The following is an 11815-nucleotide window of genomic DNA, read 5'->3' as shown; positions in this document are numbered from 1 at the left end:
CCTGGGAGACGCCGGTCGCGAAGGGCCGGCTGCGCTCGCCGCACGCCATCGAGATCCCGCTGGTGTTCGACAATGTCGAGAAGGCGCGCAACTTCGTCGGCCGGGGCGAGGCGCCGCAGGCCGTCGCCGACCAGATGAGCTCGGCGTGGCTGGCGTTCGCGAGGACCGGCGATCCGGGCTGGCCGGCGTATGATGTCGAGCGCCGGGCGACGATGGTGTTCGACGTGGAGAGCCGGGTGCAGAGCGATCCCCTGCCCGAGGTCCGCAAGGCGCTGCACGGCTGAGGTTGGGCAACCACGAAAGGCACGAAAAGCACGAAACAGCGCCGCAGGCGCAATCGATCCGGCAGCGCTCCGGGAGGCCGAATTTCGTGTCTTTCGTGCTTTTCGTGGTGAAGTGAAGAGGGCGGCCCGGGGCCGCCCCTTCGTGTGTTCGTGGTTCTGACTAAGCGTCGAAGACGATGACCGAGCGGGCGCCTCATTGACCTGCTCGAGCTTAAGGCTCGCAGGGAACCACGGAAAACGCGGAAAACACGGAAAGGAGAACCACGGATTTCACGGATTCCACGGATCGGGCAGTCGGCTGCGCCGCAGGCGCGCAGACGGCCAGTCTCCCGCGTAAATCCGTGTAAATCCGTGAAATCCGTGGTCAAAAACATAGGGCGGCCCGAGGGCCGCCCTTTCCGTGAGTTCCGTGTGTTCCGTGGTTCTGGCTAAGCGTCGAAGACGATCACCGAGCGGGCGACGGCGCCGGTCTTCATCTCCTCGAACGCCTCGTTGACCTGCTCGAGCTTCAGGCGCCGCGAGATCATGTCGTCGAGCTTCAGCTTGCCGGCGAGGTAGAAGTCGACCAGCCGCGGCATGTCGACCGGGAAGCGGTTGGAGCCCATCAGCGAGCCCTGGATGCGCTTCTCGCCTAGGAAGGCCGCGCCCATCAGGCTGATCGTCTGGCCGACCGGGATCATGCCGATGACGTTGGCGGTGCCGCCTCGCCTGAGCATGTTGAAGGCCTGCTCGGCGGTCTTGGCCAGGCCGATGGCCTCGAAGGAGTGCTGCACGCCGCCCTTGGTCATCTCGATGACCTCCTTCACCGGGTCGGTGTCCTTGGCGCAGATGAAGTCGGTGGCCCCGAAGGCCTTGGCCATGTTCTCCTTGCCGGGCGCCATGTCGATGCCGATGATCCGGCTGGCGCCGGCGATGGCCGCGCCGTTGACGGCCGCGAGGCCCACGCCGCCCAGGCCGATCACCGCCACGGTGTCGCCGGGCCGCACGTTCGAGGTGTGCATGGCCGCGCCCACGCCGGTCATCACCCCGCAGCCGATCAGGGCGGCGCGGTCGAGCGGCATGTCGGGGCGGATCGCCACGCAGGCGTGTTCGTGGATCAGCATCTGCTCGGCGAAGGAGGAGAGGTTCAGGTACTGCACCATCGGACCCTTGTCCGACTTCAGCCGCGGCTCCTCGTCGGGCGCGCGCTTGGTCTCCGGCGAGACGCACAGGCTCATGTGGCCGGTGAGGCAGAACTCGCAGTGGCCGCAGAACGCCGAGAGGCAGGTGATCACGTGGTCGCCCGGTTTCACCGTGCGCACCTCGGAGCCCACCGCCTCGACGACGCCGGCGCTCTCGTGGCCGAGCACGGCCGGCAGCGGGTGCGGATAGGAGCCCTCGATGAAGTGCAGGTCGGAGTGGCAGACGCCGGCCGCGGCGGTGCGGATCAGCACCTCGTGCGGGCCGGGCTTGTTGATCTGCACGTCCTCGATCTGCAGCGGCGTTCTGACTTCGCGCAGGACTGCGGCCTTCATGGCTTCCCTCCCAACTTGGATCCGCCCTTCGGGCGTGGTGTCGCCAGAAGCCTTATCGCTGTTCAGATCGCCGGGCCAAGGGGTTTCCCGAGGGAAGCCGGCGCAAAATCAAGTCGACAGGCCGGGCGCCATCGCCTCTAGAGGGGAGCCATGGCCGAGGCCCAGCCCAGCGCCGCAGAGACCCCCGCCCGGGCGGGCGAGGTGTTCCTCGCCTTCCTGAAGCAGGGCCTGACCGCGTTCGGCGGGCCGGTGGCGCACCTGGGCTACTTCCGCCGCGAGTTCGTCGAGCGCCGGGGCTGGCTGTCGGAGGCGGCGTTCGCCGATCTGCTGGCGCTGGCGCAGTTCCTGCCGGGTCCCGCCTCGAGCCAGCTCGGCATGGCGATCGGGCTCAGGCGCGCCGGCTACCTCGGCCTCCTCGCCGCCTGGGTCGGCTTCACCCTGCCCGCCGCCGCGGCGATGATCCTGCTGGCCTATCTGGCCCCCGACCTTACGAACAAGTGGGGCGGCGGCTGGCTGCACGGGCTGAAGATCGCCGCCGCCGCGGTGGTGTTCCAGGCGCTGATCGCCATGGCCCGCAGGCTCGCCGCCGGACCGATCCGCGCCGGCATGGCGCTCGGCGCGGGCGCAGGGCTCTTGATCTCGCACGGGAACGGCTCGACGCCGCAGATCTTCGCCCTGGTCGCCGGCGGGCTGTTCGGCCTCGCCTGGCTGCGGGAGCCGCCGCCGGACGTCCCCGACGATGCGCAGACGCACCAGATCCCGCCCGCGGTTTCCGGCGCGGCGCTGACGATCTTCGCGCTCTTGCTGGCGGCGCTGCCGTTCGCAGCCGCGCTGCTGCAGAGCCCGACGCTGGGGCTGGCCAGCGTGTTCTACCGCACCGGCTCGCTGGTGTTCGGCGGCGGCCACGTGGTCCTGCCGCTGCTCGACCGCGACATCGTCGGCCGCGGCTGGCTCGACCGCGACACCTTCCTGGCGGGCTACGGCGCCGTGCAGGCGCTGCCCGGCCCGCTGTTCTCGTTCGCAGGCTTCGTGGGCGCGGCGCAGGACTATGCGGCCGGCGGCTGGCGCACCGGCCTCGTCTGCGTCACGGCGATCTTCCTGCCGAGCCTCTTGCTGATCGTGGGCGTGCTGCCGTTCTGGGACCGGCTGAAGGGCCTGCCGGCCGCCCGCGGCGCGCTGGCCGGCCTGAACGCGGTGGTCGTGGGCCTGCTCGCCGCGGCGCTGTGGAATCCGGTGCTCACCTCCACCGTCCAGCGGCCCAGCGACTGGGCGCTGGTCGCCGCCGCCTGGGTGTTCCTGGCGATCGCCCGCCTGCCGCCCTGGCTGGTGGTGATCGGCTTTGCGGTGACCGCCGGGCTCTGGTCGCAGGCGGTGATCTGAGGGCAAGCGCCCGGATGCTGACCGCATGTTCACCTTGCCCTCCTCCTCGATGGAGGAGGGTTGGGCGGGGGTGTGATCACTGAGATGGCGCGATGAGCTCGAGCGGGCGCCGGCGCCTGTTGAGCCTTTCGCCCGGGCGCCCAGCGCGCACCACCACCCCTGCCCCTCCTCCATCGAGGAGGAGGGGTCCAGATGGATCGGGTCTGGAGTCTCCTACGCCGCCTGCGCCGACTTCGGCGCGGGCTGCGGCAGGCGGAAATTGGGCAGCGCCAGCTTCGGCATCTGCGGCCAGCGGAAGGTCCAGGCCTTGCGGGCCGGGATGCAGGCCTCGAGGGCCGCGATCAGCGCCTCGGGCGGACCGTCGTTCAGGAAGTGGTTGGCCCCTTCCGCGCGCACGAAGCGGATCGGCCGGCGGGTGACCATCTCCTCGGCCATGCGCTCGGCGATCTCGATCGGGGCGAAGTCGTCCTTGTCGCCGTGGATCATGTGGATCGGGATCGTGAGCCGCGCGAGCGCGCGGCGGGCATGGACGAGCTGCGCCTTCTGGCCGGACGCCTCGATCACTGCGTGGCGCAGGTCGCGGGGGATCACTTTCAGGGCCTTGGCGCCCATGTCGATCAGCCAGCGGGCGGTGGGCCCCGGCTCGCCGAAGAAGCCGGAGAGCAGCACGAGCCCCGCGACCTTGCCCGGATTGGCCTGCGCCATCAGCGCCGCGATCGCCGCGCCGTAGGACTGGCCGACCAGCAGCACCTTCTGGCCGCGCGGCGCCTCGAGCACAGGCGCCAGCGCCTCGGCCTGGACGCGGATGTCGCTCACCGGTTCGGCCGGCTCGGAGGCGCCGTAGCCCGGCCGGTCGACGACGATCATCTCGCGGTCCGGCGGCAGCTCGGCCAGGGTCTCGGCCCAGTATTCGGCCCAGGACGGCGCGCCGGTGATCACCACGATCTTCCAGGGCGGCGGGGTCTCGCGCGGGGTGTGCAGCGCCGAGATCGTCCAATCGTGCCCGCCGGCGGCGGCGAAGCTGGTGCGGCGCACCACGTGCTCGGGATAGTCCTCGGCCAAGGGCTTGTGCTCGGTGCGCCCGGCGGCGGCCGCTTCGATGCAGGCCCACCCCATGGCGAGAACACCCTTCGGCCGTTTCCGCGGCACGTTCGCAATCTCCTCAGGCTTACACTGTCACCTGGGGGCGCAAACGCGCGATTGGAAGCCCGGTTCGGCTCAGCTTGCTCTCACTCGGCGGGAACCGGCGTGGCTGTGGCCAACCGGTCACGCAGCTCGCGCTTCAGCACCTTGCCGGTCGGCCCGATCGGCAGCTCGGAGACGATGCGGACCTCGTCCGGAACCCACCACTTGGCGACCCGCTCGGCGACGTGCGCCTTGAGCGCCTCGGGCTCGGCGCTCTGGCCCGGCCGGAGCATCACCAGGAGCAGCGGCCGCTCGTCCCATTTCGGATGCGGCATGCCGACCGCGGCGGCCATGGCGACGGCCGGATGCGAGCAGACCGCGTCCTCGAGATCGAGCGTCGAGATCCACTCGCCGCCGGACTTGATGACGTCCTTGGCGCGGTCGGTGAGGCGCAGGAAGCCCTCGGCGTCGAGCGTGGCGATGTCGCCGGTGTCGAACCAGCCGTCCTCGGCGAAGGAGGCGGCGCCCTCGTGCTTGAAGTAGGCGCAGGCGACCCAGGGGCCCTTCACCTGCAGCCGGCCGGCGCTCCTGCCGTCGCGCGGCAGCGGCGCGCCCGCCTCGTCAATGACCCGCAGCTCGACGCCCCAGAGCCCGCGCCCCTGCTTCAGCTTGCGCTGGGTGGCGGCGGCCGCGCTCTCGCCGGCGTGCTGCGGCAGCGGCTTGTTGATGACGCCCAAGGGGCTCGTTTCGGTCATGCCCCAGATCTGCTGCACCTGGCCGCCCAGCCGGGCCTCGATGCGCTCGATCAGCGCCGCGGTCGGCGCCGAGCCGCCGATGGCGATGGTCTTGACCGTGCCGAGCGTCCGGCCGGCCTGCTCCAGGTGCTCGGCCACGCCGACCCAGATGGTCGGCACGCCGAGCACGAAGGTGACGCCCTCCGCCTCGATCAGCTCGGAGACCGACTTGCCGTCCAGCGCGCGGCCGGGGAGCACCAGCTTCGCGCCCACCAGCGGGGCGGCGTAGGGCGTGCCCCAGGCGTTGGCGTGGTACATCTGGGCGCAGGGCAGGATCACGTCGGCGGCCGAGAAGTCGAAGTTGTCCGGCAGGGCGCAGGCGAGCGCGTGCAGCACCGTCGAGCGGTGGGAGTAGAGCACGCCCTTCGGATTGCCGGTGGTGCCGGAGGTGTAGCAGAGGCCGCAGGCGGCCTGCTCGTCGAGCTTGGGCCAGGCGAGCTCGGGCGAGGCCTGGGCGAGCAGCTCCTCGTAGACCAGCGTCGCGGCCGGGGCATTGGCCGGCAGGTGGGCGCGGTCGGTGAGCGCGACCAGGGTCTTCACGCTCAGCATCTTGGGCGCGGTCTCGGCGACCAGGTCGGCGAAGGTGACGTCGAACAGGAGGACCGTGTCCTCGGCGTGGTTGGCGACCCAGGCCACCTGGTCCGGGTGCAGGCGCGGGTTGATGGTGTGCAGCACCGCGCCGATGCCGGTGGCGGCGAAATAGAGCTCGAAGTGGCGGTGCGTCGACCAGGCGAGCGTGGCGACCCGGTCGCCCGGCTTGACCCCCAGCGCCAGCAACGCGTTGGCGAGCCGCTTGGTGCGGGCCAGCGCCTCGGCGTAGCCGTAGCGATGGATCGGCCCCTCGACGGTGCGCGCCACCACCTCGCGGTCCGGATGGTAGAGCGCCGCATGCTCCAGGATCGACGGCAGCGTCAGCGGCCAGTCCATCATCAGGCCCTGCATCGGAGCGCCTCCTTCCTGATCATCGTTCACCGAGCGTAAGGCGGAGGGGCGCCGACGGGCAACCTCCCTGTCAGGCCTTGGGCTTTGATCTCCGCGCGCGTTTCGGCCTCGGCGGCGGGAGCTGCTTCGGGGCGTCGCGGAGCACGGTCATCATGTAGTTGACGTCGGCGTCGAGGCTCTGCTTCCAGCGGCCGCTGAGCGGGTCGAAGACGACGCCGAACGGACCCTCGACGGTGACCGGCTCGCCCTCGAGGAAGCCGCGGATCTCCTCCGGCTTGAGGAACTTCGACCAGTGATGCGTGCCGGCCGGCAGCCAGCGCAGCACGTACTCGGCCCCCAGCTTGGCGAGCGCGAAGGCCTTCAGCGTGCGGTTGAGGGTGGCCACGATCATCAGGCCGCCGGGCTTCAGCAGCCTGGCGCAGCTTCGCAGGTACTCGCCGGGATCGGCGACGTGCTCGATCACCTCCATGTTGAGGATCACGTCGAAGCCGGGCTCGCCGGCCGCCAGCAGGTCCTCGGCCGTGGAGGCGCGGTAGTCGATTGCGAGGCCCTGCTCGGCCGCGTGCGCGCTCGCCGTGCCGATGTTGCGCTCCGAGGCGTCGACCGCCACGACGGCGAAACCCAGCCGCGTCATCGGCTCGGCGAGCAGGCCGCCGCCGCAGCCGATGTCGAGCAGCCTGAGGCCGGTGAACGGCCGGCGCGCCGCAGGGTCCCGGCCGAAGCGATGCAGCGCCTGGTCGCGGATGAAGGCGAGCCGGACGGGATTGAACCTGTGCAGCGGCGCGAACCGGCCGTTCGGGTCCCACCACTCGGCCGCGATCCTCGAGAACCGCTCGACTTCAGCCGGATCGACGGAGGAGGCCTGGGTCATGGCCACTCTTTACGCGTCATCCCGGCCGCAGCGAAGCGGAGAGCCGGGACCCAGCGGATTCTGCCCTGCGACGCGCGTGGGACCTGGCCGCATTGCAGCAGGCGCCTCGCGCCGCTAGAACGGCGCGCTTTCCGTTCATGGCGAGGGGGTCGGGCGCCAAGTGTCGCGGCTGGTGATGAAATTCGGCGGCACCTCGGTGGCCGACCTGGAGCGCATCCGCCGCGTGGCGCGTCTGGTGAACGCCGAGGTGGCGGCCGGGCACAAGGTGGCCGTGGTGGTCTCGGCCATGGCCGGCAAGACCAACGAGCTGGTCGCCTGGACCGACGGCGCGGGCGCGGCGGCGCAGGGGCTCTCGTCTTCCGACGACGAGTACGACGTGGTGGTGGCCTCCGGCGAGCAGGTGACGGCGGGGCTGCTGGCGATGACGCTGCGCAACATGGGCCTGCGGGCCCGCTCGTGGATGGGCTGGCAGATCCCGATCATCGCCGACGACGCCCACGGCCGCTCGCGGATCGAGGAGATCGCGCCGGAGAAGCTGGGCGGCGCCATCGACGGCGGCGAGGTGGCGGTGGTCGCGGGGTTCCAGGGCGTCACCCGCGACGGGCGGCTGGCGACGCTGGGCCGCGGCGGCTCCGACACCTCGGCCGTGGCGGTGGCCGCGGCGCTGCAGGCCGAGCGCTGCGACATCTACACCGACGTGGACGGCGTCTACACCACCGACCCGCGCATCGAGGCCAGGGCGAAGAAGCTCGCCAAGGTCTCCTACGAGGAGATGCTGGAAATGGCCTCGCTGGGCGCCAAGGTGCTGCAGACCCGCTCGGTCGAGCTCGCCATGGCCTATCATGTGCCGGTCCGCGTGCTGTCGAGCTTCATCGAGCCGGGCGAGTCCCCGGGCCAGGGGACCATCGTCTGCGACGAGGAGGAGATCGTGGAAAAGCGGATCGTGAGCGGCGTCGCCTATAGCCGCGACGAGGCGAAGATCAGCCTGTTCGGCCTGCCCGACCACCCGGGGGTCTCCTCGGAGATCTTCGGCGCGCTGGCCGACGCCAACGTCAACGTCGACATGATCGTCCAGAGCCATTCGCGCGCGGTCGACACGGCGAACATGGAGTTCACCGTCGGCAAGCGCGACGCGGGTCGCGCGATGGAGATCGTCCGCCAGGTGCAGGCCAAGGTGGGCTTCGAGGACGCCGTCGTCGACGAGGACGTGGCCAAGGTCTCGGTGATCGGCGTCGGCATGCGCAGCCACGCGGGCGTCGCCAAGACCATGTTCGGCGCGCTGGCGGAGAAGGGCGTCAACATCCAGGTGATCTCCACCTCGGAGATCAAGATCAGCGTGCTGATCGACGCCGCCTACACCGAGCTCGCGGTGCGCGCCCTGCACGCCGCCTATGGGCTGGACAAGCTCTGAGCGGGTTCAGCTTTCGCCGAAGTCCCGCAGCATCGCGGCCGAGCCCATGGTGTCGAAGTCATCCGGCACGCTGATCTGACCGGCAAGAAAACCGAGGCGCGTTTGTCCTGCGCGCTCGGGCGTGAGCTCGGCCTCTCCGATCATCGCCACGGCGCGGGCGAGCAGGGCCTCGTCGCCGGGCGCCAGGATGCGGACCTTCGCCATCACGCCCGCTCCGCACGGCCGGTGAAGCGGAAGGCCGCCCAGACGCCGGCGACGCCCACGGGGATCACCGCGGCGAACACCCACAGGGCCGAGCCCTTGGCGCTGGCCGGCGTCAGCCCGCTCGAAAATCCCGCGAGGTTGGCGGCCGCCCCGGAGATCGCCGCGCCCGCGGCCGCGCCGGTCTGGCGCACGGCGGTGATCGCCGAGGAGCCGATCGCCCGGTCCTCGTCGGAGAGCGCGGCCAGCAGCCGCCGGCTCATCAGGCTCCACGACCAGCCGAAGGCCGCCCCTAACAAGGCCCCGCCGAGCGCGATCCAGAGGATCGAGACGGCCGGCGTCGCCCAGCTCAGCAGGATGAGGCTGGCGGGCACGCTGAGCGCGCCGATCCGCACCCAGCGGGCGTCCCAGGCGCCGGTCGCGCTCGCCACCTGGAAGGCGGCCAGCGTCCAGGCGAGCGATTCCGCGCCGATCAGGTAGCCGGCCCAGAGCGGGCTCATGCCGGCCAGGGTCTGCATGATCGGCGGGATGTAGATGGCGAAGCCCATCGAAGCGGCGGTGAGCAGGAACATCGCCGCGTAACCCGAGCCGCAGACGGTGGAGAGATCGCCCGCGCGATGCGGCAGGAGCCGCACGCGCGCGCGGCCGTCGATCCACAGAACAAGCCCGAGCAGGGCCACGCCCAGGACGATGAGGCCTGCCGCCCAAACGGGGCTCCGCATCAGGTCGGCGAGCGCGACGGCGCCGACGCCCAGGCCCAGCATGGCGAGCTGCCGCCACGGCACGCCGGGGCCGCCCCCCGCTCGCGCCGCGCCGCGCAGCAGGACGGGCGCGGCGGCGCTGAAGGCCAGCGACTGGACGGCGAAGAACCAGAACACCTCGCGCCAGTGGCCGCCGATCGCGAAGACGCCGCCGATCAGGGGACCGATCAGGGTGGCGACGCCCCAGACGCCCGAGACCGAGGCGAAGACCCGCGCCAGGTGCCGCTCGGGGAACAGCAGCGCGATGGCGACCATGGCGAAGCCGGAAATCCAGCCGGAGCCGAGCCCCTGGACCAGACGCCCCGCGAGGAACATGCCCACGTCCGGCGCCGCGGCGCTCATCACGCAGCCCGCCACCATGACGAGCCCGGCGAGCGTGGTGGCGCGGCGCAGGCCGAAGAGCTCCGACAGCCGCCCGGCGCTCGCGCCCGCGAGGATGGCGCCGACCAGGTAACCGGCGGTGGCCCAGCTGAAATAGGAGAGGCCGCCGAGCTCGCGGCCGACGCTCGGCATGATGGTGGAGGTGACCAGGCTGTCGGCGGCGTTCAGCCAGACGCCCAGGCAGATCAGCGCGAACCTCGGCAGGCGCCCCTCGGCCAGCAGATCGCCCCAGGTGCGCGGACCGTCCTCGACAAGCTCAGCCGCCACGCCCGCCCTCTCTCCCATCGGAGGCCCCTCAGATAGGCGCGGGCGACCGGGGCATCTAGCGCCGCGCCGCGGCGGCCAGCGGCGACTTGAAGCCGGGCGCCCAGTGCGTCGCCGTGCCCGCGGTCACATACCAGGCGAGCAGCGCCGCGCAGATCAGCGCGCCGGGGATGTAGGAGTTGGTCCGCCGGTAGGTGACCGCCGCGATGGCGCCGATGCTGGCCAGCAGCGGCACGAACTGGATGGCCACGATGGTGTTGAGCGGCTCGGTGGGGGTCGCCAGGAGGCCGGTCGAGAACAGCGCGCCGTACTCGTAGATCAGCAGCCCCACGAAGCCCAGGCACATGGCGAGCTTCCAGGCGCCGGCCTGGACGACGAAGCCCTCGCCCCTCACCGCGAGGTTGGCCGCCAGCGCCCGGAACGAGATCAGCAGCGCGATGGCCCAGAGCACGAAATAGGGGATCGCCATCAGCGCATGGCGGGCGTCGAGCGGCTTCAGGCCGAGGACCCAGAAGCGGTAGTCCACGTGCCAGAGCGCATCGACTATCGCCAGCGAGGCGTAGCCCACGGCGACGGTGATCGCGGAGATCGCGACCGCGCCGGCCCAGCGATGGGTGAACGCCGGCCGGCCGCCGCGGATCAGGAAACTGAGGATGAGGGTGACGAGGCCGTTGAGCAGCGCCCAGACGAGGAGCTGGTTCTGGATGTATTGCGGGAACAGCCGCATGGGGACGAACAGCTGGCCCCACTTCATGAACGGATAGTAGGTGAGCGCCGGGATCGCGGCGGTCAGCACGAAGGCCAGCCACCACTTCCAGCCGCGGCGCGCGGCGACCGGCGTCATCGGCTGGGCGAGGCTCGCGAAGGCGGGCAGCGCGATCAGCACCTCGAAGGTCCCGATCAGCAGCACGATGAGCCCCACGAAACCCGCGGCCGTGCCGATCTCCTTCCAGAACCAGATCTGGTCGTTCGCCGGCAGCGGGCGGGCCGCGCCCGCGAGCGTCGTCTGGAACCAGTCGACCGCCCCGCCGACGCCGGCGCGTGAGAAGTGCTCCCAGGGGTGAGTGACCGGCGGATTGAGCAGCCGCCTGGCCGTGCCGTCGGCCACCGAGCCGTAGGTGCGGCCCACGGCCACCGGGCCGGCGACGCCGAACACCTTGGCCATCTTGGGCGAGCCGGCGACCAGCGAGCCCTTCGGGACGCCCCACATCAGCTGGGCGAACTCGTCGAACTGGCCTTCCACGACCTCCAGGTTGCGGAAGGCGGGCGGGGCGGCGGCGCCCAGGAAGGCGGGCGTCGAGCCCTCGAACACGATGGCTCGGTAGCCGTCGGGCATGGCGGCGGCGGCGGTGCTGATCGGAATGCCGCCCATGGAATGGCCCTCGAGGCCGATGTTCGCCTTGTCGACGAACGGCAGGCTGCGCAGCCAGGCGAGCGCCGCCGGCCCGCCCATGTCGCGCGGCAGGAACACCGCGCCTTGCGAGTAGCCGTGGCCGGTCATGTCCATCGACAGCACCACGAAGCCGCGCCGCGACAGCTCGATGGCGAACGGCGACTGCATCTCGCGGGTGTTGATGTAGCCGTGGCTCAGCAGAACCGCCGGCGCCGGATGCTGCGGCGTGGCCGACGGCGGCACGTACAGCAGCGCGCTCTGGGTGAGGCCTTTCGCGCCCGGGAAGCGGACGTCCTCGACCCTGACGCCGCCCGAGGTCTGGACGGCGTGCGCCAGGAAGCTGCCGGCCACGATCAGCACCAGCCCGAGCGCGAAGAAGCCCCACCTGCGCATCGCTGTCCCCCGATATTGCCCCGCAGCGCACGATGGGCCGGAACCGGCTTGCGCTCAAGCTTGCGCGCAGCGGGCCTCTCCCGGGCGCAGAGCGCGACGGA

At 71.3% G+C, this 11815-nt stretch carries 9 protein-coding genes and 1 pseudogene; 3 read left to right on the top strand and 7 right to left on the bottom strand.

Annotated features, from left to right (window positions below; genetic code table 11):
* Positions 1-284, top strand: a pseudogene (locus VLI41_RS04135) (carboxylesterase/lipase family protein); the annotation flags it as partial.
* 428 nt (positions 285-712) lie between these two features.
* On the opposite strand, the gene VLI41_RS04130 reads toward VLI41_RS04135, so the two are convergent.
* Entirely contained in the window at positions 713-1798 is a 1086-nt protein-coding gene (locus tag VLI41_RS04130; protein ID WP_297694824.1) for a Zn-dependent alcohol dehydrogenase, read from the bottom strand.
* 150 nt (positions 1799-1948) lie between these two features.
* Between VLI41_RS04130 and chrA the strand changes: the two genes are divergently transcribed.
* Complete coding sequence (gene chrA, locus VLI41_RS04125; RefSeq protein WP_325266789.1) at positions 1949-3178, top strand: chromate efflux transporter; 1230 nt, start codon at positions 1949-1951, stop codon at positions 3176-3178.
* Positions 3179-3391: 213 nt separating this feature from the next.
* On the opposite strand, the gene VLI41_RS04120 is transcribed toward chrA, so the two are convergent.
* The 3 genes from VLI41_RS04120 to ubiG form a co-directional block, all read right to left on the bottom strand.
* Positions 3392-4327, bottom strand: a complete 936-nt coding sequence (locus tag VLI41_RS04120; protein WP_325266788.1) for an alpha/beta hydrolase — start codon at positions 4325-4327, stop codon at positions 3392-3394.
* A gap of 80 nt (positions 4328-4407) precedes the next feature.
* A complete protein-coding gene (locus tag VLI41_RS04115; RefSeq protein WP_325266787.1) occupies positions 4408-6039 on the bottom strand; it encodes a long-chain fatty acid--CoA ligase in 1632 nt (543 codons plus the stop codon).
* Positions 6040-6109: 70 nt separating this feature from the next.
* Positions 6110-6910 carry a bifunctional 2-polyprenyl-6-hydroxyphenol methylase/3-demethylubiquinol 3-O-methyltransferase UbiG gene (gene ubiG / locus VLI41_RS04110; protein WP_325266786.1) on the bottom strand — a complete coding sequence of 267 codons (801 nt, stop codon included), beginning with the start codon at positions 6908-6910 and terminating at the stop codon, positions 6110-6112.
* 160 nt (positions 6911-7070) lie between these two features.
* Here ubiG and VLI41_RS04105 point away from each other — a divergent pair, with 160 nt between their 5' ends.
* Positions 7071-8321 carry an aspartate kinase gene (locus VLI41_RS04105; RefSeq protein ID WP_325266785.1) on the top strand — a complete coding sequence of 417 codons (1251 nt, stop codon included), beginning with the start codon at positions 7071-7073 and terminating at the stop codon, positions 8319-8321.
* A 6-nt stretch (positions 8322-8327) separates the two neighbouring features.
* On the opposite strand, the gene VLI41_RS04100 is transcribed toward VLI41_RS04105, so the two are convergent.
* From VLI41_RS04100 to VLI41_RS04090, 3 genes are read right to left on the bottom strand one after another with little or no spacing between them, the layout of a single operon-like run.
* A complete protein-coding gene (locus VLI41_RS04100) occupies positions 8328-8525 on the bottom strand; it encodes a hypothetical protein (protein ID WP_325266784.1) in 198 nt (65 codons plus the stop codon).
* Positions 8525-9931, bottom strand: coding sequence for an MFS transporter (locus tag VLI41_RS04095; RefSeq protein ID WP_325266783.1), 1407 nt, complete (start codon positions 9929-9931; stop codon positions 8525-8527). The genes VLI41_RS04100 and VLI41_RS04095 overlap by 1 nt, the downstream gene beginning before the upstream one ends.
* Before the next feature lie 55 nt (positions 9932-9986).
* The gene (locus VLI41_RS04090; protein ID WP_325266782.1) at positions 9987-11714 is read right to left on the bottom strand and encodes an alpha/beta hydrolase; all 1728 of its coding nucleotides are present in this window, start codon (positions 11712-11714) and stop codon (positions 9987-9989) included.
* Positions 11715-11815: the final 101 nt, after the last annotated feature.

This window comes from Phenylobacterium sp., assembly GCF_035475775.1.
Taxonomy (GTDB): Bacteria; Pseudomonadota; Alphaproteobacteria; order Caulobacterales; family Caulobacteraceae; genus Phenylobacterium.
The sequence above is the reverse complement of the archived record's forward strand: the minus strand, read 5'-3'. Positions and strand labels throughout refer to the sequence as shown.